The sequence below is a fragment of the Lederbergia ruris genome (genome assembly GCF_018332955.1).
Classification (GTDB): Bacteria; Bacillota; Bacilli; order Bacillales; family Bacillaceae_C; genus Lederbergia; species Lederbergia ruris.
In genome coordinates this window covers 76,683-98,454 of sequence record NZ_BORB01000015.1, presented here as the reverse complement: position 1 = coordinate 98,454, position 21,772 = coordinate 76,683, and the positions used below count along the sequence as shown (strand labels likewise).

Genomic DNA, 21,772 nt, shown 5'->3' with positions numbered 1-21,772 from the left:
TTTAATTTTATCAAAAGGTGTCCTTTTTGTTTACTAAAATAGCGACAAAAAAAGGCGTGGGGTCTACACTTTTTAAGTGTAAGCCCCAACGCCTTAATTTTATTTACTGGAGTTTTGTCCCAGCCTCAGCTTCTTTTTTTTGATTGTAATTGCCCTTTTTTCTTAGTAATATCATTGTTTTTTGGAGAAAAAGGTTTTTTTAATACAAAACTCATGTATACTCCGGTTTAGTCCTTAGGTCTTTTTTAGCGTAATTAAATGGTTGAATTGTCCGTAAATTCTGCGTATCGACAAAAATTTAGCTTTTTTATAAGTCGTAAGTACCATTTTGTTACATATTTTTAAAAAAAGACATATATTTATCTAAACAGATATGGACGTGACATGACAATAGTAATACAATGAGAAATAGAAATGTGTCGAAATATAGATTAATTTAGAAAGTGGTGACAGTAATGGAATTATTTTCCAACACTATTACCTCATTAGAAAGAGGTTTAGGTAATTCGGCTCTTAAGCAAAAAGTAATAGCCAATAACATTGCGAATGCAGATGTCCCAAACTATAAGTCGAAAAATGTAAGTTTCGGAAATATTTTAGAAAAAACGGAATTGGAACTAAAACGCACAAATTCTCGTCACCTGTCGTTTGATCATTTGAAGCAGAATCCATCTGTCTACACAAAACGGGATTTTCAATACCATGATAATGGCAATAATGTTGATCTTGATCAGGAAATGGCCGATATGGCAAAAAACCAACTGTACTACCAAACTCTTATTGAAAGATTAAATGGAAATTTTTCCACGCTGACAAATGTAGTAAGGGGAGGTAAGTAACATGTCAGTGTTTCAAAATATGGGAATTACCTCTTCAGCACTTACTACCCAACGCTTAAGAATGGATACAATCGCTTCTAATATGGCCAATATCGATACAACTCGTGGCCAATACATAAATGGTGAGTGGAGACCTTATACAAGAAAAATGGTTGTCATGCAACCGCAGACTTCGTCATTTAGTTCCCATTTGAATATTGCATTAGGGGAGCAGGCTCAACAACTGAACGGCGTGAAAGCAACCAAGATAATTGAAGATGATTCTCCTTATCGACTTGAGTATAATCCTGACCATCCCGATGCTAATCAAGATGGTTATGTGCAGCTTCCAAATGTCGATCCATTAAAGGAAATGGTGGATTTAATTAGTGCTACACGTTCATATGAAGCGAATGTAACTGTGTTTGACGCCAGTAAATCTATGTATCTAAAAGCTCTACAAATAGGGAAGTAAATTTATAGGGAGAGATTTTGCAAATGTTAATCAACAATAATGTAATAAAGAGTGCAGCTTTACCTGAGCGTAGTCAGGAACAAAATCAGGCTGTGTCCCAATTAAAAGAAAATAATTTTGGGACATTTCTCAATCATGCTATCAATGAGATCAATAGTGCCCAAGTACAATCGGATGAAGCGACCCAAAAATTTTTAAACGGTCAAAATATAGAGTTGCATGATGTGATGATTTCGGCACAAAAAGCAGCAATTACAATGCAAGCTGCTTTGGAAATTAGAAATAAAGCGGTGGAAGCTTATCAAGAAATGATGAGAATGCAAATCTGACTTGATAATCATTTGCAGGATTTAGTAAGGGGCTTATAAATGAAAGAGACAATAAACAAGCAATTTGATCGTTTAAAAGAATACTGGATTAATAGAACAAAAACACAACGATATATAATCGGTGGATCTCTTCTTGTTTTTCTTTTTATCATTTTTATCATTTTTTATTTTTCAACTAAAACAACATTTGTACCTTTGTATACAAACCTAACTCCGAATGAAACTGGAGCTATTAAAGAAAGTCTTGATGAAAAAGGGATTAAGTCAGAAATTGCAGGTGGCGGTTCAACGATTAAAGTGCCAGAAGATCAGGCTGAATCATTAATGGTGGAGCTAGCTTCAGAGGGTATCCCTAAGTCTGGCCAAATAGATTATTCTTTTTTCGGTGAAAATGCTGGTTTCGGTATGACTGATAACGAGTTTAATGTGTTAAAACTTAGTGCGATGCAAACAGAATTGGCAGAGCTTATGAAAACCATTGAGGGAATTGATCAAGCAAAGGTCATGATTAATTTACCAAATAAGGGAGTCTTTCTAAATGATTCCACTGAAGAAGCTTCTGCATCCATTGTTTTACAAACAGAACCAGGCTATGAATTTAATGAGAAACAGATAAAATCACTTTACTATTTAGTATCTAAAACTGTTCCTAATCTCCCCGTGGAAAATATTGTTATTCGCAATCAGTTTCTTGAATATTTTGACTTGAACCAAGATCAATATGCTGAAAATGGTGTTACACAGCAGATGCAAATAAAAAAACAGGTTGAACGTGATATACAAAGACAAGTACAAAACATGTTGGGAACTTTGATGGGCTTTGACAAAGTTGTCACTTCAGTAACAGCAGATATTGATTTTACGCAGGAGAATCGCGAAGAAAACTTAGTGTCACCTGTTGATGAAGAAAATATGGAGGGCATAGCAATTAGCGCTCACAAAATAACAGAAGCTTATACAGGAAATGGCGAACAAGCCGGTGGAGTACCACCAACAGGGGATGCTGACGATGCAGGTGGAACTCAATACTTAGAAGGAACAGGTGGTAATGGGGACTACGAAAAAACGGAAGAAACGATTAATAACGAGATTAATCGCATTCGTAAAGAAATTGTGGAAAGCCCCTATAAGGTTCGCGACCTTGGGATCCAAGTAATGGTTGAACCGCCAGATCCGCAAAATGTCAACACATTTCCTGAAGAGCGCCGACAGGACATTCAAGATCTACTGTCAACAATTGTGAAAACTTCCATTGATAAAGATGCTGGAACCGATCTTTCAGATGATGAAATTGCAAATAAGATTATGGTATCTGTACAACCATTTAATGGAAAAGTTGATATGGAAGAGACGATTGGAAGTAAAATTCCATGGTGGGTTTACGTGGCCGGAGGATTGTTGTTAGTTATTATTGCAATCTTACTTGTATTTTTACTAAGATCACGCAAGAAAGAGGAAGAAATATATGAGGAAGATGAATGGTTAGAGGAATCGACAACGGAACAAGTTGAAATACCGGATATTCAAGAGGAAACAGTATCTGAGGCTTCATTGAGAAGAAAACAATTAGAAAAATTAGCTAAGGAAAAACCTGATGAATTTGCAAAGCTTTTGCGAACATGGCTGGCTGAGGATTAGGAGGGTTATAGATTGTCTAAAAAAGGTTTGTCAGGCAAACAGAAAGCAGCAATACTCCTAATTTCTTTGGGACCTGATGTTGCTTCATCGGTATATAAACATTTATCTGAAGAAGAAATTGAGAAACTTACCTTGGAAATATCGAATGTACGAAAAGTTGAATCAGAGGCGAAAGAGGATGTTCTAGACGAATTCCATCAAATTGCCATCGCGCAAGATTATATATCTCAAGGTGGGATCGGGTACGCCAAAACGGTTTTAGAGAAAGCTTTAGGGGAGGAACAGGCTCTTGCTATCATCAATCGGCTGACTTCCTCATTACAGGTGCGACCATTTGATTTTGCTCGCAAAGCAGATGCTGCTCAAATATTAAATTTTATTCAAAATGAGCATCCGCAAACAATTGCCTTAATCTTATCTTATTTAGATCCAGAAAAAGCGGGACAAATTCTCTCTGAACTTCCACAGAATGTACAGATGGACATCGCAAAACGTATTGCTGTTATGGATCGAACCTCGCCAGAAGTGATAAGCGAGGTAGAGTCGATACTCGAAAGAAAGCTGTCAACAACGGTCACACAGGATTACACACAAACTGGTGGAATTGAGGCTGTTGTGGATGTGTTAAATGGTGTAGATCGTTCAACCGAAAAAACGATCTTAGATGCTTTGTCCATTGAAGATCCTGAATTAGCAGAGGAAATTAAAAAACGGATGTTTGTATTTGAAGATATCGTGACACTTGATAATCGCTCCATTCAACGAGTGATCCGTGAATGCGATAATGAAGATTTATTATTGGCATTAAAGATTTCTAGTGAAGAAGTGAAGGAAATTATCTATCGGAATATGTCTACTAGAATGGTTGAAACTATTAAGGAAGAAATGGAATTTATGGGGCCAGTAAGATTGCGTGATGTAGAAGAATCACAATCGAAAATTGTTGGGATTATTCGTAGATTAGAGGATGCTGGTGAAATAATCGTCGCTCGTGGTGGAGGAGATGATATTATTGTCTAGGCTTTTTAAAAGTCAAATCAATAGAAACCAACAAGAAAATCCTAGAATGATTCAAATTAAACAAATACAACTGGATCAAAAAGATCACACTCCCTCAATGGACAGGCAGTATCTTGATCAAGAAGAACAACGTATTATGACTGAGACTAAACAGAAAGCAAAAAACTTGATTCACCAAGCCGAGGAACAAGCGAAGATATTATTAGATGATATAAAGCAACAGCAAAATCATTGGGAGCAGGAGAAGGACAAACGAATTCAGCAAGCATATGATGAAGGCTTTCAAATTGGAATAAATGAAGGCAGGCAACAAGGGTTTGATGAGTATAAATTAAAGATTGAACAGGCAAAACATATTATTGACCTTTCAAAAGAGGAGTATGAAAAGTATATCCATAGTTCTGAGGTCGTTATTTTGGAATTAGCCATTGCTTCTGCTGAAAGGATTATCCGCAGTACCCTTGAGGGAGAACCCGAACGTTTTATTCCACTTGTTCAAACCGCGTTAAAAGAGGTTCGGAATAGTAAAGAAATTCAAATTCATGTCCATCCGTCACAATATGAATTACTATTATCTGAAAAACAAGAACTTGAAACGATTTTTCCAAAAGATGTGGAATGCTTTATTTATCCAAATGTAGATCTAGAGGAATACGCTTGTCAAATTGAGTCAGAACACGGAAGAATTGATGCAAACATTTCAAATCAATTAGTGGAATTGAAAGAAAAACTATTAGAAATCTTGACAGGTGAAGAGTCATGATGGCGAAAGATTTATTGTCAATTGTCCAAACGATCAATACGTATAAGCGCTATGGAAAAGTTAGTAAAGTTGTAGGTCTGATGATTGAATCACAAGGTCCAGAAAGTTCCATTGGGGATGTATGTTATATCCATATAGGGACTGGCACGGCGAAAAGAAAAATAATGGCTGAAGTAGTTGGCTTTAAAGAACAACATATTATTTTAATGCCTTATACGGATATTCGCGAGATTGCACCAGGTAGTTTAGTGGAAGCTTCTGCGAAACCTTTACAAATAAAAGTTGGTCCTGAGTTAATTGGTAGAGTTGTAGATTCTTTAGGAAGACCAATGGATGGGTTGGGGATTCCTAAGGGCATGACGACAACAAATACAGACAAATCACCGCCTAACCCTTTAAGTAGGCCGCCTATTTCTGAGCAGTTAGAGGTAGGGGTTCGCTCAATCGATAGCTTATTGACTGTTGGAAAAGGACAAAGACTTGGAATCTTTGCTGGTAGTGGTGTTGGGAAAAGTACTTTGCTTGGCATGATTGCCCGGAATACAAAGGCAGATATTAATGTCATAGCTTTAATTGGTGAGCGTGGTAGAGAAGTTAGGGAATTCATCGAAAGGGATTTGGGGCCGGAAGGATTGAGAAAATCGATTATTGTAGCGGCTACTTCTGATATGCCCGCTTTAATGAGAATAAAAGGGGCCTTCACGGCGACCGCGATCGCAGAATATTTTCGTGATAAGGGTCAGGATGTAATGTTCATGATGGATTCCGTCACTCGGGTAGCGATGGGGCAACGGGAGGTTGGACTGGCAGTAGGTGAGCCCCCTGCAACTAAAGGATACACGCCTTCTGTATTTTCTATCCTACCGCAATTATTAGAGCGGACAGGTACGAATGAATATGGCTCAATCACCGCTTTTTATACAGTATTAGTTGATGGTGATGACATGAATGAACCGATAGCTGATGCTGTCAGGGGGATTTTAGACGGGCATATTGTTCTTGATCGGGCGCTTGCTAACAAAGGTCAATTTCCCGCAATTAATATTTTGAAGAGCGTAAGTAGGCTCATGAATGAACTCGTTTCTAAAAATCACCAAAGTAGCGCGGAAAAATTACGTGAAATGCTTAGCACTTATTTAAATTCTGAAGATCTTATTAATATAGGTGCCTATAAACGGGGTTCCTCAAAAGAAATTGATCAAGCGATTGACTTTTATCCACATATTTTGTCTTTTTTAAAACAGAAGACGGATGAGAAAATTTCAATCGATCAAAGCATTGATGAGCTGATCCAATTAGTAGGAACAGGTGATAAAAATTGAGCTTTCAATATAAATTTCAAAAAATCTTAAGCTTAAAAGAGAGAGAGAAAGAAGAATCTTTACATATTTATCAAGAATCTGTAAGAAAGTTCACGATAGCAGCGGAGCATCTTTATGATTTGCTGAAGAAAAAAGAGGATCTTGAACGATTTCAATCGGAAGAATTAGCAAATGGTCTATCAGTTGACAAAATAAGACATTACCAATACTTTGTTTCAAATTTGGAAAAATCGATTGAACATGCTCAAGGAATTGTGATCCATGCACGTAATACAATGAACTGGCATGAAGAAAAATTGAAGGAAAGCAATATCGAAGTAAAAAAGTACGAAAAATTAAAAGAGAAAAGTTATCAAGCCTATATGGAAGTACTTCATAAAACGGAAAATTTAAACCTCGATGAATTTTCTTCAAGGCAGTACTTTTTTCGAGGAGGAAGTTAGGTGAGAAAGTGGGAAAGGCCTTGAAAAAACAGAAGGATCGAAAAGAAACCACCTTTTTTCAACGCTTTATTTATTGGGGATTCATTCCGCTTTTGATTGTACTATTTTTAGGGCTTCTAATCGCTTCTTTTGCAGGTGTGAATGTTTTCCAACAGGCAAAGGAACTTGCAGGAAAAATCCCCTTTATTTCAAATGTAGCCGTTCAAGAAGATAATGAAAATATAAGTGAATATAAAGAAAAAATGATCCAATTGGATGCTGAAATTCAAAATAAAAATGCGGAAATCGAACAACTAAAGAAAAAAATAGAGGATAAAGACGCTGAGCAAGAACGTTATAAAGTAGAAAAAAAGAGATTAGAAGAGACAATAGATGAATTAAAGGAACAGCAAGAGCAAAATAAACGGGAGTTCAAGGATATTGTTTCAACCTATGCATCTATGTCACCAAAGAAAGCTGCTCCGATTGTGTTAGAGATGAATGATGATGAGGCAGTGAAAATCCTTACCAATTTGCCAACTGAATCACTAGCGAAAATTTTAGAAAATATGCCGGCCGATAAAGCGGCCAAGTATACAGAGAAATTATCTATAAATGCTAACTAAGTGGAAGGGCAGGTGAGATATTTGAAGATTAATATGGTTGATATGAGCCCGGGAATGCTAGTCACTTCTCCATTTGAAACTGAACCAACTTCAGATTTTACAATGCTTCTGGGCAGTTTATTGAAAGAAAATCAAGCGGCACTGGAAGAAATCTCTCTCGTGCAAACGGAGGAAACACATTCACCTATTGAAAAATTACTGGAATGGCTGACTGAAGAAGATACTAATTTGGAATTACTGAGTGATGAAGCAATAACCCATGATCCCGATTTGAACTTTATTATGATGAACCATTTTCCCGATTGGGAACCGTCTTTCTCGGAAATTGCTAGTTGGTTACAAGAGAAAATAGATTTTCAACCTTCCGAAAATCAACAAAATAATGTTTTGGTAATGAGTAAACAAATTTTTCAAGCTTTACATGATTTGAAGCCAACGGATTGGTTAGGGTTTCCGCAAGAATCAATATTTACTTTGATCAAAATGGAAAAAAGTCTACAATCATTAGCAAAACAAATTCCTCTCCCGGCAGAAGAGATGGGTCAGCTGATCGAGTTGGAAGAGTTAACGCAATTGTTAAAAGAAAAAATTCATTCAGTGTCAAAGTTGGAGTTATTAAAAGAAGCTGTCCCGAAAGCTTTTACTAAGATGAACGAGCCAATTGAGCAATCACCGCTTTTAACTAGGCAAGGCATTCATTTTACTAAGAATCAAATCGAAATGGCCAATACAACCGAACAGGATTTGGATTTTCCACTGCCTCAGGAACTAGCGGGAGGTCAGGATCGCTTAGTTCGCATAGCGACAGATCAATTAAATTTGCAAAAGCCGCTTGAGCAACAGCCAGCTTTCCGAAATTTTGTGCGAGAGTTATCCAATCTTATAGGACGATCGACCTTCAGTCAAACGACACATACAGCTAGACTTACGATCAGGCTTTATCCAGAAGAATTAGGATCATTAAGAGTTGAATTACTGCAAAAAGATGGAGTCATGACGGCGAAGTTCTTAGCTTCTTCTTCGACTGCAAAGGAAATGTTAGATGTTCAGATGCAAAGTTTAAGACAGGCCTTTTCACAACAGAATATTCAGGTTGACCGCATTGAAGTCTCTTATGGCGATGCCAGTCAATTGAAGTATACGAATCAACATGGTCAACATGAGCAAGGTCAAGAAAATCGACAAGCGTTCCAAGAGAAACATAAACAACCAGATGATGAATCGAACTTTCAGGAAACAATGAATCACATTCTATTTGAAAAGGAGGTGTAAAGAGAAATTGACAACCTCACTAGATCCTACTTTATTTTATTCATCCGTGCAGAATAGAGAAGTAAAAACAGAAAACGATCGCTTGGGAAAAGATGACTTTTTAAAGTTGTTAATGGCTCAATTACAGAATCAAGATCCGATGAATCCAATGGAAGATAATGAATTTATCTCACAGATGGCAACATTTTCTTCGCTTGAACAAATGACAAATATGAATAACTCCATCGAAAAGCTTGTACAATTAGAAATCCAATCAAGCTTAATCGATTATAGTCATTTTGTTGGGAAAGAGGTAACTTGGCACAATGTGACGGATGAAGATGAAGCAATCGTAACAGAAGGAAAAGGAATCGTGGCATCTGTTCAGTTTGTGGGAGACAGTGTTAAATTCATTTTGGAGGATGGTACAGAGTTATTTCCGGCAAACATTTCTCAAGTCAATCAACCATCCTTAGAATCACCATTCGTTCAAGCAAGTCATTTGATTGGAAAGACGATTACATGGGAAGAAGAGGGGATTGAGTTTGAAGATATTGTTCAATCAATTACACAAAAAAAGGGTCAACTATTACTTCAAATGAAAGATGGCCAGGAAGTGAAATTGAATCAACTAACTAAAATCCAAGATTAATAGAATTCTAGTAGGAATAAATGAGAAAGCTAGCATGCCGCTGATTGATTGAAGTGGCATAATATGAAAGGGGTAAATGAATTATGATCCGTTCAATGTATTCAGGTATTAGCGGGATGAAGAACTTTCAAACAAAATTAGATGTGATTGGAAATAATATTGCAAATGTGAATACATATGGGTTTAAAAAAGGCCGTGTCACCTTTAAAGATATGGTCAGTCAAACAGTGTCAGGCGCAAGTGGACCAGCACAAGATAAAGGGGGAAAAAACCCCGTACAGGTTGGATTAGGATCCCAGCTTGCTGCGATTGATACAATTGATACACAAGGTTCCATGCAATCGACTGACCGAGTACTTGACCTCGGTATCCAAGGGGATGGATATTTTGTCGTAGCAGAGGGAACGCCTGCTGGTGATACTTTCTTCCCGACATCCACCTATTATACAAGAGCTGGAAACTTATACTTAAATACGGATGGCTACCTTGTTACAGGCGCGGGACATTATGTGATGGCCTTAAATGCAGAAAGTGGCAACTTAGAGCCTGTTCAAATGAACGGCGGGAATGTGGATGAGGTTCAAAGTCTAAGTATTTCCGAAGACGGAAAGATTAGTTTTATTAAGAAGACCGGTATGACAACTGCTGAAAAAGCCCAAGAAATTGCTGGAAAAGTAGCAGCAGCGGCCAAAAATATAGTAGAAAATCCTACATCACAGAAATACGTTGATTTACTAAACAAACTTACGAATGAATTAGATGAGTTAACAATCCAAGCTGAAAAGGAAGCAAGTCTCTTAGAAATCGAGGCGGCAGCCTTACAAACAGAAGCAAACGAATCTGGAGATGCTAAAGCTATAAACGCTGCAGTTGAAGCTGTACAAAAGGCTCAAGCAGCCGTTCAAAGTGCGCAAAATGCTAAAAATAGTTATACGAATTTACGTCAAGCAGTAGACCAAGTTTACAATGCCTATCAAACGTATAAAGGAGATCCTTCTCAAGCAAATGAAGACGCGATTGTCAATGCAGCTAAAACAGCCTTAACAAATGGTAACGATATGTCATCCCTTACTGGCATTACCGCTGATGATGTTACTGCGACAATGGATGCCATTGAATACATTCAGGCGGATAAATTAGGACTTGAAAAAGAGGGTGAGTTATACACTACTCACGCCTCTATCGCTCTCGCCCGCTTTGCAAATCCGGGCGGCTTGGAAAAGGTAGGAGAAAATTTATACGTTAGCTCAGCTAATACTGGAGAAGCGACCTATTTGGCTCCTGCTGATGTTGGTGCTGGAAAATTGGTATCTGGATCATTAGAAATGTCTAATGTGGACCTTTCGGAAGAATTTACGGAAATGATTGTCGCGCAACGCGGCTTTCAAGCAAATACAAGAATTATTACAACTTCTGATGAGATTTTACAGGAACTTGTTAATTTAAAACGTTAATACAAGGAGGATAGGGGCTAGACTTATTAGCTAGCCCGGCCAACAAGTGATTGAGATCACCAAACTAAATGGCAAAAAGTTTCATTTAAATGCCCTTTATATTGAGAAGGTTGAAGCATTTCCGGATACAACGATTACTTTAACAAATAATCAAAAGTATATTGTTGTTGAATCGGAGGACCAGGTAAAAGAAAAAATAATTGATTTTTACCAATCTATCCATTTAATGGGCCAACCAGGATGGAAGGATGAAAAAAATGAATAAAAAACTAGTATCAACCATGATTGTGCTATTAACGGCCATTTTATTGCTTGCTGTTTTAGCTCTCATCATCATTATGAAAATGGACGATAAAGATACGAACAAAGAGCCAAACATTGATGAAATATTAAAGGTTTCTGTAGATGTACCGGAAATAACGACAAATTTAGCTAGTGGAAAATATATTAAGTTATCATTAAAGGTCCAGACAGATAGTAAGAAGGCTAAAGATGAGTTTATCAAAAGAGATTTTCAAATCCAAAATCTGTTAATTGATGAACTTTCTGAAATGGAAGAATCAGACTTAGAAGGTAAGAAGGAAAAACAGGAATTTAGTGAAGCACTTAAAGACCAAATGAATGATTTAATGCAGCAAGGGAAAGTAGAAAAAGTGTACATCACCTCCTACATTATTTCTTAATAGGAAGCGCAAGCGGCTCAAAAGAAATTTCTATATCGAAACGGAGGTGTCGTGATGTCTGATGAAATATTATCGCAAGGTGAAATAGATGCTCTACTATCGGCTATTTCCACCGGGGAAATGACTGCTGATGATTTTAAAAAAGAAGAAGAAAAACATCGGGTAAAGAATTATGATTTTAAACGTGCATTGCGATTTTCGAAAGACCAAGTTAGAAGTGTGACAAGAATCTACGAAAACTTTGCTCGTTTACTAACAACCTATTTTTCAGCTCAACTTCGAACGTATGTTGATATTTCGGTTGCATCAGCGGACCAAATACCTTACGAAGAATATATTCGATCGGTTCCCAATATGACTGTCATGAATGTCATTGAGATTCCTCCTTTAGACGGTAGGATGATTATGGAAATTCACCCAGTGATTGCTTATTCCATGATTGATCGTGTGTTAGGTGGAAAAGGGAATGGCTTTAATAAGATTGATAATCTTACTGAGATTGAAATGAAGCTAATGACTAATTTATTTGAACGATCATTAGATCAACTACAAGAAGCTTGGTCAGGTATGGTGGAGATAGAGCCCTTATTATCAGATGTTGAAGTAAATCCACAGTTTTTGCAAGTTGTCTCCCCGAATGAAACGGTTGTTGTCATTTCTATGAATGCGAATGTTGGAGAAACAAGTGGAATGATTAATATTTGTATTCCGCATGTTATGCTTGAACCCATTATTCCGAAACTCTCTGCTCATTATTGGATGGCAAGTGAAAAGAAAGTAACGAAACCGGAAGAAGCATTATTACTTGAACAAAAGGTGAAAGATTCTATTATATCTGTTGCTGCAGAACTTGGATCAGCAACCATCACGATTGAAGATTTTCTCTCAATAGACCGTGGTGATGTCATTGAGCTAAATAATAGAATTGATGCCCCCCTTCTAATCAAAACGGGAGGGAAACCGAAATTTATCGGTCAACCTGGAAAAAGAAATAAAAAAATTGCCATCCAAATCTTAGATACAATAAAGGAGGGAGACCAAGAATATGAATGGTGATATGCTTTCTCAGGAAGAGATTGATGCCCTATTACGTGGTGAATCAACTCCTGAAGAAACAACAAAAACAGAAGAAGTGGTACATTCCGTGGAAGATTATTTAGATGAAATACAGAGGGACGCCATTGGTGAATTAGGAAATATTTCGTTTGGAAGTTCAGCTACGGCATTATCCGCATTACTTAATCAAAAGGTGGAAATTACAACTCCATTCGTATCAATCATTGATAATGCTAGATTAGAAGAAGAATTTCCCCATCCCTATGCTGCGATTCGGGTTAAATATACAGAAGGATTTTCAGGTGTCAATATTTTGGTCATAAAGCAAAGTGATGCAACAATCATTGCTGACTTAATGCTTGGGGGAGATGGAACAAATCCGGCTGAAGAAATGGATGAAATTCATTTAAGTGCCATTCAGGAAGCAATGAATCAAATGATGGGTTCAGCGGCCACCTCTATGTCATCTATTTTTAATAAGCGTGTAGATATTTCTCCTCCTACAGTAGATTTAATGAATATTTCTGAAGGAGAAGGAACCGCCAATATCCCTCAGCATAATTTACTAGTAAAAGTAGCTTTTCAATTAAAAATTGGTACATTAATCGATTCAGAAATTATGCAAGTTTTACCGATTGAATTTGCTCGCAATCTTGTAAATGATCTTTTAGTTGAGGATGAGGAAGCAGATCAACACCAGCAAAATGTTGAGCCTCCATTGGGTACAAATAAAACAGAGGTTGTTGAAAATATTGTTGTTGACCCAAGCGCTAGTAAAGAAACACTAGAGACAAAAGAGTCTTTATATGCAAATAACACGCATTCACAGCCTAATGTCCAACCAGCTAAATTTGCAGATTTTGATGAAGTGGAAACACCTAGTTATGAAACGAAAAATCTTGACATGCTCTTAGACATACCGCTTCAAGTTACGGTAGAGCTCGGGAGAACAAATCGCTCGGTGAAAGAAATTCTCGAATTAGGAGCCGGTTCAGTGCTTGAATTGGATAAGCTTGCAGGAGAACCTGTTGATATTTTAGTAAACAGTCGCCTCATTGCCAAAGGAGAAGTGGTTGTGATAGATGAAAACTTTGGTGTACGCGTAACGGATATTGTCAGTAAATCAGATCGATTAAAGAAACTGAATTAATCATTTGGAGGGGAAAAACATGGGAAAAAGAATTTTAATTGTAGATGATGCAGCTTTTATGCGCATGATGATTAAAGATATTTTAGTAAAAAACGGATTTGAGGTTGTTGGAGAGGCTGCTGATGGGCAACAAGCGATTGAGAAGTACAATGAGTTGAAACCCGACCTTGTAACCATGGATATTACGATGCCTGAAGTGGATGGAGTAACAGCTTTGAAGCAGATAAAGGCAGCAGATCCTGCAGCAAAAATTATTATGTGTTCAGCAATGGGACAGCAGGCCATGGTGATTGATGCGATTCAGGCGGGGGCGAAAGATTTTATAGTTAAACCGTTCCAAGCCGATCGTGTGATTGAAGCCATTCAAAAAACGTTGGGATAAATGAAAATGAAAAGAAATAAAAAGTGGCTATTGATCTTTTTAGTTATTATTTTTATAGGGAATATATGTGTCAATAGTCATGCCGCCGCATCGTTTGATGGGAGTGTTGCGGATTGTTTTGGCGAAAATAAGGATGAATGCCAACAAGAAAGTACGTCAAATGAGACAGACACAAAAATCAATGAAAATCAAACAACAGAAAAAGTAGGGATCAATTTTCTAGATGTATTAAAAATGTTGGCATCCCTCGTTTTCGTCTTGGCAATCTTGTATTTCCTATTGAAATTTATTCAAAAGAGAAGCCAATCTTATCACCAAAATAAAATTATCCAAAATATCGGGGGAACCGCACTAGGTGGAAACCGCTCTGTTCAGCTTGTTAAAGTGGGGAAGCGAATCTTAATCCTGGGTGTTGGAGAGGATATCCAGTTATTGCAGGAAATTACAGACGAGAAGGAAATGAATGAGTTCCTTCACCAGCATAATGAACAGCTTGAGCAAAAGTTAGAGCCTGCTGATTTAATCACGAAGGTATTCGGAAAAAAATCTATTACACAGAAGTCTAAGCGGGATGTGAAAACTCAGTTTTCATTTCAGCAACAATTAAAAAATGAGTTGAATTTGGTAAGGAAAGAGCGCCAGAAGGCAATGGAACAGATTGAAAGGAAGGATTCTCAAGATGAATGAATTTATGGAGTTTTTTAATAGTAGTTCATCTGATACCGTCTCGACTTCCGTTAAGCTATTTCTTTTGCTTACAGTTTTATCTATTGCCCCTGCGATCCTTATCTTGATGACGTCTTTTACGAGAATCATTATCGTTTTATCTTTTGTAAGAACTTCCCTTGCAACACAGCAAATGCCGCCTAACCAAGTTTTAGTAGGACTTGCCTTATTTTTAACGTTTTTTGTGATGGCACCTACGTTACACGAGGTCAATGACCAGGCCTTAACACCTTTATTTAATGATGAAATTAATTTAGAGGAAGCTTATGAACGTGCAGCTGTACCTTTTAAGGAATTTATGAGTAAGCACACGAGACAGAAAGATTTGGAACTGTTTCTAAACTACTCTCAAGCCGATCGACCTGAAACAATTGAAGATATTCCCTTAACCGCCATGGTACCAGCATTTGCGCTTAGCGAAATGAAAACCGCTTTTCAAATTGGATTTATGATTTTTATTCCATTTTTAGTGATTGATATGGTCGTGGCGAGTATTTTAATGTCAATGGGGATGATGATGCTTCCACCTGTTATGATTTCACTGCCTTTTAAAATATTATTGTTTGTGTTAGTGGATGGTTGGTATTTAGTCGTTCAGTCCTTATTACAAAGTTTTGGCTAAATTGGCTAAATCATTTATAACAGAATAACAAATTTAAAATATTTGGAGTGATCATAATGAGCGCAGAAGCAGTCATTGCCTTAGCAAAAAATGGAGTATATACGATTTTGATTGTAGCCGGTCCATTGTTATTGATTGCACTAGCTGTAGGACTAGCGGTCAGTATATTTCAAGCAACCACGCAAATTCAAGAGCAGACACTAGCTTTTATTCCTAAAATCATTGCCGTTTTAGTAGGAGTGGTTGTTTTAGGACCATGGATGATAAGTAAATTATTATCTTATACAGCAGATATTTTTCAGAACTTAACTAGATTTATAGGATGATACAATGGATACATTAATCCCACAATTTTCAATCGTATTGCTTGTTTTTATGAGAGTATCAGCTTTTTTTGTGTCCGTTCCGTTGTTTTCATATAGAACCATTCCTACAATCTTTAAAATAGGATTTTCATTTATTTTGGCTGTGTTGGTCTACTATACATTAGATGTTTCACCAATACCAATTGATGGTACGTACTTATTATTAATTTTAAAGGAAGCTGTTATTGGTCTATTATTAGGCTTTATTGCTTATATGATGCTATCGGCTATTCAAATTGCTGGGGGATTTATTGACTTTCAGATGGGTTTTGCGATTGCAAATGTCATTGATCCACAAACAGGGGCGCAAAGTCCTTTAATGGGTCAATATTTATATACGTTCTCTTTACTTTTTCTATTAGCCGTAAATGGGCATCATTTAATCATAGATGGTATTTTTAATAGCTATCATTTTATTCCTATCGATCAATTTGTTATGGCATTTGGAGAAGAAGGTTTTATTTTATACGTTGTGAAATCTTTTGGACTTATGTTTATGATTGCTTTTCAAATGGCGATTCCCATTGTTGCGTCTTTATTTTTAGTTGATGTGGCACTCGGAATTGTGGCAAGAACGGTGCCACAATTAAATATATTTGTTGTGGGTTTCCCGATTAAAATAGCTGTAAGTTTTATTGTGATCTTTATCGTCATGGCGTTATTATTCGTCACCGTACAAAATCTTTTTGAGGAAATGCTCGTTGTGCTAAGAGATATGATGAGTTATATGGGGGGCACTGGTTGATGCAGCTTAAATTGGATCTTCAATTCTTTGCCGGTGAAAAAACGGAAAAAGCAACACCGAAAAAACGGCTAGATACGAGAAAAAAGGGTCAAACAGCCAAAAGCCAGGATGTCAATACAGCGATTGGTTTGTTAGCTGTATTTATGTTTTTGCAATTCTATTCAACGAATATGGGAAAAATTGCACTCCAGACCTTCCGCCATTCCTTTAATGAATTCATGCTGATGGATTTAACGGAAGAAAATATACAACCTATCATGTTGTCTGTATTAAAAGAAGTAGCCTTTTTGTTAGGCCCCGTTTTTCTAATTGCTTTAGTTGCGGGGGTTGCTTCTAATTTATTACAAGTTGGTTTTATGTTTTCGACTGAATCCATTCAGCCAAAGCTAGAAAAATTAGATCCTATTAAAGGATTTAAACGGATTTTCTCTATCAGGGCGATCGTTGAACTATTAAAATCAATTTTAAAAATCGGCTTTGTTGGCGGGGTAACTTTTTTTGTACTATATCTTCATATTGAAGATGTATTACACCTATCTCAACAGTCGGTCGGGGCTGCTTTAAAAACAGTTGGTAAGTTAACAATTCAAATGGGGCTGGCAGCTTCTATCTCACTGTTGGTACTTTCCATTTTTGATTGGTTATATCAGAAATATGACTTTGAGAAAAATATTAGGATGTCCAAGCAGGACATAAAAGATGAATTTAAAAATTCTGAAGGTGACCCACTGATTAAATCAAAAATAAAGCAAAAACAACGAGAAATGGCAATGTCACGTATGATGCAAGAAGTACCGAAGGCAGATGTCATTATTACAAACCCAACCCATTATGCCATCGCCTTAAAGTATGATGAAAAGGAAGCAGATGCTCCAGTGGTTTTAGCAAAAGGCGTTGATTTTTTAGCGCAAAAAATTAAATTAATCGCAAAAGAAAATAATATCGTCATGGTCGAGAATCGGCCATTAGCCCGCTCATTATACGATCAACTTGATATTGGTGATAAAATACCGGATGAATTTTTTAAAGCAGTTGCGGAAGTTTTAGCTTATGTATATAGAATTCAAAACAAGATTTAGGCCCACACGATGTAGTTAGAACGGCGTTGCGCCAGGACGGCGTGATTTTAGCCGTTCAACCTTATTAACCAAGTTTGTACGTCGCTGAACGGGCGCTTACGCTTTTCATTATAGGGAGAGAGAAATGTTATGAAGTTTAAGGATATAGCTGTATTATCTAGTGTGATTTTAATTGTTGCCATGTTGATTATTCCATTTCCACCATGGTTATTAAGTTTATTGATTATCACAAATATTTCTCTTGCACTCCTAGTATTACTTACTTCGATGAATATGAACGAAGCTTTACAATTCTCGATATTCCCTTCGCTGTTATTATTACTTACTTTGTTTCGATTAGGCCTTAATGTTTCGACAACTAGGTCAATATTGTCAAAAGGGGATGCCGGCGGGGTCGTTGAAACATTTGGAACCTTTGTAACGGGGGGGAATATCCTTGTAGGGCTTGTTGTTTTTTCCATTTTAATTGTGATTCAATTTATTGTCATTACAAAAGGGGCAGAAAGAGTTTCGGAAGTTGCTGCGAGATTTACCCTTGATGCCATGCCAGGAAAACAAATGAGTATTGATGCTGACCTGAATGCTGGAGTGATTTCGGAACATGAGGCACGAGATCGTAGGGAAAAAGTCGCGAGAGAGTCTGACTTTTACGGAGCAATGGATGGGGCAAGTAAATTTGTTAAAGGAGATGCCATTGCAGGGATTATTATTGTCCTCATTAACCTAGTGTTTGGAATTATTATCGGGATGGTTCAACAAGGTTTACCGATTGGAGAAGCAGCTGTAAAGTATTCAATGCTCACAGTAGGGGATGGAATTGTTAGCCAAATCCCAGCATTACTTATTTCCACTGCAACAGGTATTGTTGTAACAAGGGCTGCATCTGAAGGGAATTTGGGCAGTGATATTATTAAGCAGCTTTTCTCTGATTCCAAGATGTTGTATGTAGCTGCGGCAACGATTTTCTTATTAGGATTGTTTACAACCATCAATAATATACTAACGATCCCAATTGCAGCTACTTTAGCCATTGGCGGTATGATGATCTCTCGCACACCTGCCATTTCTGATTCGGATTTAATCGATCAGCAGGCAGAAGAGGCAGAAGCAGAGGATTTGAAGAGTCCTGAGAGTGTAGTGAATTTACTTCATGTCGATGCCATTGAGTTTGAATTTGGTTATGGATTAATCCCACTTGCTGATGTGAATCAGGGGGGAGACTTGCTTGATCGGGTTGTGATGATTCGAAGGCAGCTCGCTTTAGAGTTGGGAATCGTCATTCCTGTTGTACGGATCCGAGATAATATTCAATTAGAACCAAACGCCTACAGAATTAAGATCAAAGGAAATGAAATGGCAAAAGGGGAACTATTACTAGATCATTACCTAGCTATGAGTCCAGGTGGTGAGGATACACTTGAAGGAATCGATACGATTGAACCATCTTTTGGATTACCGGCTAAATGGATAACAGAAGAAGTAAAGGAGCAAGCTGAAATATTGGGTTATACTGTGGTCGACCCACCATCAGTCGTATCCACACATATTACTGAAGTGCTAAAAGCAAACGCGTATGAATTATTAGGTAGACAAGAAACAAAACAGTTAATCGACCATTTACAAGAAACGTATCCGATCCTTGTGGAAGAAGTGACACCTAATCCTTTGACTATTGGGGAGGTACAAAAGGTATTGGCTAAACTTTTAAAAGAAAATGTTTCTATTCGTAATATGACGATTATCTTTGAGGCTTTAGCTGACTACGCTAAAATGACATCTGATCCTGACCTTTTAGCAGAATACGTTCGGCAGGCATTAGCTAGACAAATTACGAAGCAATATGTAAATGAAAATGAAACATTAAATGTGATTACCGTTTCGGGTAAGGTTGAAAAATTAATAGCGGACAGTGTCCAGCAGACAGAGCATGGCAGTTATTTATCAATGGATCCAACTGATTCTCAGGCCATTCTTGAATCAACAGCGAATCAAATTGAACAGCAATCATTGAGACAACAAACGCCAATTCTACTTTGTTCACCAGCGGTTAGAATGTATTATCGTCAATTAACTGAGAGATATTTCCCTAATGTTCCTGTCTTATCATATAACGAACTTGAGGCGGATGTAGAAGTTCAAAGTAGTGGGATGGTGAACATCGAATGAATATGAAAAAAATAACGGCCGCGTCAATGCCTGAAGTCATGAAAAAGGTGAAGCTGGAATTAGGCGATCATGCAGTGATCTTAAATTCCAAAGTCGTGTATAAGGGTGGCTTCATGGGGCTATTTCGCAAAAAGATGATTGAGGTTGTGGCAGCTATTGATGACAAACCTCTTCCAGTCGCCTCTACTAGAAAAAATAGAGAGAGGAGAACAAAAGAGTCTAGTCAGTCTCCTGTTCAACCCAAACAAAACGCTGAACAGCAACTTGTTAGAAAGGAACTCGCCGATTTAAAAATAGAACTGTCGCATTTAAAACAAGCTAGTTCCGTAATGATGAATCATTATCCGGAAGAAATCCAATTATGTTTATCGAAATTACAAGCAATTGACTTGGAAAATAAACATATAAAGAACCTAGGAGATCGTTTGTTAGAAAAATGGAGAACAAACCAGCAACAACCAACTGAATCTGATATTGAAGATTGGTGCCTTCAAGAAATTTTAAAAGAATTGAAGGAGATCTCATTCGAGGGTATTCCTGAACATGCGAAAATGATTAATTTTGTTGGTCCGACGGGAGTAGGCAAAACAACTACGATTGCGAAACTGGCGGCCAATGCGGTTCTTAAAGAAAAAAAGAAGGTTGCCTTTATTACGCTAGATACGTATAGAATTGCCGCCATTGAACAACTAAAAACATACGCAGAACTTCTACAAATTCCTTTAGAAGTAATCTATGAGGAAAAGAATTTCAAAACGGCAATTGAGAAGTTTTCAGACTATGACTTGGTTTTTATCGATACTGCGGGACGAAATTATCGTGAAAAACGATATATTGAAGAGTTAAAGAAAATGTTTGGAGATGAAAAAAATATTTTCACATATCTTGTTTTATCCATATCGATGAAGGAGCAAGATATGCAAAAAATAGCAGATAATTTCCTGGATATGAAATTCAATCAATTTATTTTTACAAAAGCCGACGAAACAAATTCTTATGGGATTATGTACAATATGATCTGTCATTATCAGACAGGTGTTTCCTATATTACAACTGGACAAGATGTCCCCGATGACATAAGGAAAGCAACGCCAGAAATCATTGCTTATTACTTGGTTGGGAATGAAGAATAATGAATGATCAGGCTCAGGAATTAAGAAGAATGATCCAAAATAATAGCACTAGTCAAGCGAAGACGCTTGCTGTAGTGAGTGGGAAAGGTGGAGTAGGAAAATCCAATATCTCAATTAATATGGCGACTCAGCTAAATGAGCGCGGCTATAAAGTTCTTTTATTTGATTTAGATCTTGGAATGGGAAATGTCAACATTATACTTGGCCATTCCTCTGCTTACACCTTATCCGATTTTTTATATAAAGATTTGTCAATCGATAATATTATTTATCGAACATCAGCAGGTGTTTCTTATATTTCGGCTGGAAATGGATTGAATGAAGCAATTGAATTAAATGCATCGATGTTAAGCAAGCTATTGACAGGATTACATGCTATTCAACTGCAATATGACTATATTATTTTTGATATGGCAGCGGGAGCAAACTCAGCAACAATGAAAATTTTACTTGCTGCTGACGATATCTTTGTTATTTCAACTCCAGAACCAACTGCCATGACAGATGCCTATTCCATGATGAAGTTTATTTGCATGGAAGGGACCGAAAGTGAGTTTTTTCTTATTTGCAATAGGGCTGACAATGAAAGGCAAGGGAGGGAAACACTGGAAAGATTGCGGAAAACAACCCTAAAGTTTCTTCATAAGGAAGTGAGGCTATTAGGTGTTTTACCAGAAGATTCACATGTTCGAAAAGCAGTCATTAGTCAAACGGCTTTTTCTAGCAAATTTCCGAGGGCGTCTATATCCATTAAATTGGATCTACTTCTTGATCGTTACTTGAACGACCAAAACAAGCCGATGACCAAACAGCATATGCCAAGTTCATTTGTTGGTAAATTACGCAAATTTTTTTCTCAAAAAGATTAAAAGAGGATGTTCAAAAAGGTATTTGC

Annotated in this window: 25 protein-coding genes; all 25 read left to right on the top strand. The window is 37.2% G+C overall.

Annotated elements, in window-relative coordinates; all coding sequences use genetic code 11:
- Positions 1-455: 455 nt before the first annotated feature.
- A complete protein-coding gene (gene flgB, locus KI363_RS10630) occupies positions 456-839 on the top strand; it encodes a flagellar basal body rod protein FlgB (RefSeq protein WP_212966298.1) in 384 nt (127 codons plus the stop codon).
- A 1-nt stretch (position 840) separates the two neighbouring features.
- Entirely contained in the window at positions 841-1,293 is a 453-nt protein-coding gene (flgC, locus tag KI363_RS10625; RefSeq protein WP_158323400.1) for a flagellar basal body rod protein FlgC, read from the top strand.
- 23 nt (positions 1,294-1,316) lie between these two features.
- Positions 1,317-1,622, top strand: a complete 306-nt coding sequence (gene fliE, locus KI363_RS10620) for a flagellar hook-basal body complex protein FliE (protein WP_158323401.1) — start codon at positions 1,317-1,319, stop codon at positions 1,620-1,622.
- Positions 1,623-1,661: 39 nt separating this feature from the next.
- Entirely contained in the window at positions 1,662-3,260 is a 1,599-nt protein-coding gene (fliF, locus tag KI363_RS10615) for a flagellar basal-body MS-ring/collar protein FliF (RefSeq protein WP_158323402.1), read from the top strand.
- A gap of 12 nt (positions 3,261-3,272) precedes the next feature.
- Entirely contained in the window at positions 3,273-4,280 is a 1,008-nt protein-coding gene (gene fliG, locus KI363_RS10610; protein WP_158323403.1) for a flagellar motor switch protein FliG, read from the top strand.
- Complete coding sequence (gene fliH / locus KI363_RS10605) at positions 4,273-5,043, top strand: flagellar assembly protein FliH (RefSeq protein ID WP_191967533.1); 771 nt, start codon at positions 4,273-4,275, stop codon at positions 5,041-5,043. Before fliG ends, fliH begins: the two co-directional genes overlap by 8 nt.
- Positions 5,040-6,365 carry a flagellar protein export ATPase FliI gene (gene fliI / locus KI363_RS10600; protein WP_158323405.1) on the top strand — a complete coding sequence of 442 codons (1,326 nt, stop codon included), beginning with the start codon at positions 5,040-5,042 and terminating at the stop codon, positions 6,363-6,365. Before fliH ends, fliI begins: the two co-directional genes overlap by 4 nt.
- Positions 6,362-6,808, top strand: coding sequence for a flagellar export protein FliJ (fliJ, locus tag KI363_RS10595; protein ID WP_158323406.1), 447 nt, complete (start codon positions 6,362-6,364; stop codon positions 6,806-6,808). The genes fliI and fliJ overlap by 4 nt, the downstream gene beginning before the upstream one ends.
- Positions 6,809-6,828: 20 nt before the next feature.
- The gene (locus tag KI363_RS10590) at positions 6,829-7,413 is read left to right on the top strand and encodes a MotE family protein (RefSeq protein ID WP_158323407.1); all 585 of its coding nucleotides are present in this window, start codon (positions 6,829-6,831) and stop codon (positions 7,411-7,413) included.
- Positions 7,414-7,434: 21 nt separating this feature from the next.
- The gene (locus KI363_RS10585) at positions 7,435-8,685 is read left to right on the top strand and encodes a flagellar hook-length control protein FliK (RefSeq protein WP_212966297.1); all 1,251 of its coding nucleotides are present in this window, start codon (positions 7,435-7,437) and stop codon (positions 8,683-8,685) included.
- A 7-nt stretch (positions 8,686-8,692) separates the two neighbouring features.
- Positions 8,693-9,316, top strand: a complete 624-nt coding sequence (gene flgD, locus KI363_RS10580) for a flagellar hook assembly protein FlgD (protein ID WP_158323409.1) — start codon at positions 8,693-8,695, stop codon at positions 9,314-9,316.
- Between the two features lie 83 nt (positions 9,317-9,399).
- On the top strand, positions 9,400-10,770 hold the full coding sequence (locus KI363_RS10575) for a flagellar hook-basal body complex protein (protein WP_212966296.1): 1,371 nt from the start codon (positions 9,400-9,402) through the stop codon (positions 10,768-10,770).
- 46 nt (positions 10,771-10,816) lie between these two features.
- The gene (locus KI363_RS10570; RefSeq protein ID WP_158323411.1) at positions 10,817-11,035 is read left to right on the top strand and encodes a flagellar FlbD family protein; all 219 of its coding nucleotides are present in this window, start codon (positions 10,817-10,819) and stop codon (positions 11,033-11,035) included.
- The gene (fliL, locus tag KI363_RS10565) at positions 11,028-11,453 is read left to right on the top strand and encodes a flagellar basal body-associated protein FliL (protein WP_158323412.1); all 426 of its coding nucleotides are present in this window, start codon (positions 11,028-11,030) and stop codon (positions 11,451-11,453) included. The genes KI363_RS10570 and fliL overlap by 8 nt, the downstream gene beginning before the upstream one ends.
- A gap of 54 nt (positions 11,454-11,507) precedes the next feature.
- Positions 11,508-12,509, top strand: coding sequence for a flagellar motor switch protein FliM (gene fliM / locus KI363_RS10560; protein WP_158323413.1), 1,002 nt, complete (start codon positions 11,508-11,510; stop codon positions 12,507-12,509).
- The gene (fliY, locus tag KI363_RS10555; protein WP_158323414.1) at positions 12,499-13,659 is read left to right on the top strand and encodes a flagellar motor switch phosphatase FliY; all 1,161 of its coding nucleotides are present in this window, start codon (positions 12,499-12,501) and stop codon (positions 13,657-13,659) included. Before fliM ends, fliY begins: the two co-directional genes overlap by 11 nt.
- A gap of 19 nt (positions 13,660-13,678) precedes the next feature.
- Positions 13,679-14,041: a response regulator gene (locus KI363_RS10550; RefSeq protein ID WP_158323415.1), complete on the top strand. Its 363-nt coding sequence runs from the start codon at positions 13,679-13,681 to the stop codon at positions 14,039-14,041.
- A 6-nt stretch (positions 14,042-14,047) separates the two neighbouring features.
- Positions 14,048-14,728 (top strand): flagellar biosynthetic protein FliO, encoded by a 681-nt coding sequence (locus KI363_RS10545; RefSeq protein ID WP_191967534.1) that lies wholly within the window; start codon positions 14,048-14,050, stop codon positions 14,726-14,728.
- Complete coding sequence (gene fliP / locus KI363_RS10540) at positions 14,721-15,389, top strand: flagellar type III secretion system pore protein FliP (protein ID WP_158323417.1); 669 nt, start codon at positions 14,721-14,723, stop codon at positions 15,387-15,389. The genes KI363_RS10545 and fliP overlap by 8 nt, the downstream gene beginning before the upstream one ends.
- Positions 15,390-15,445: 56 nt before the next feature.
- On the top strand, positions 15,446-15,715 hold the full coding sequence (gene fliQ / locus KI363_RS10535; protein WP_158323418.1) for a flagellar biosynthesis protein FliQ: 270 nt from the start codon (positions 15,446-15,448) through the stop codon (positions 15,713-15,715).
- Between the two features lie 4 nt (positions 15,716-15,719).
- The gene (gene fliR, locus KI363_RS10530) at positions 15,720-16,499 is read left to right on the top strand and encodes a flagellar biosynthetic protein FliR (RefSeq protein WP_212966295.1); all 780 of its coding nucleotides are present in this window, start codon (positions 15,720-15,722) and stop codon (positions 16,497-16,499) included.
- Positions 16,496-17,578 (top strand): flagellar biosynthesis protein FlhB, encoded by a 1,083-nt coding sequence (flhB, locus tag KI363_RS10525; RefSeq protein WP_191967535.1) that lies wholly within the window; start codon positions 16,496-16,498, stop codon positions 17,576-17,578. Before fliR ends, flhB begins: the two co-directional genes overlap by 4 nt.
- Positions 17,579-17,707: 129 nt before the next feature.
- Positions 17,708-19,744, top strand: a complete 2,037-nt coding sequence (flhA, locus tag KI363_RS10520) for a flagellar biosynthesis protein FlhA (protein WP_212966294.1) — start codon at positions 17,708-17,710, stop codon at positions 19,742-19,744.
- A complete protein-coding gene (gene flhF / locus KI363_RS10515; protein WP_212966293.1) occupies positions 19,741-20,877 on the top strand; it encodes a flagellar biosynthesis GTPase FlhF in 1,137 nt (378 codons plus the stop codon). The genes flhA and flhF overlap by 4 nt, the downstream gene beginning before the upstream one ends.
- Positions 20,877-21,746, top strand: a complete 870-nt coding sequence (locus KI363_RS10510; RefSeq protein WP_212966292.1) for a MinD/ParA family protein — start codon at positions 20,877-20,879, stop codon at positions 21,744-21,746. The genes flhF and KI363_RS10510 overlap by 1 nt, the downstream gene beginning before the upstream one ends.
- The last annotated feature ends 26 nt before the right edge of the window (positions 21,747-21,772 follow it).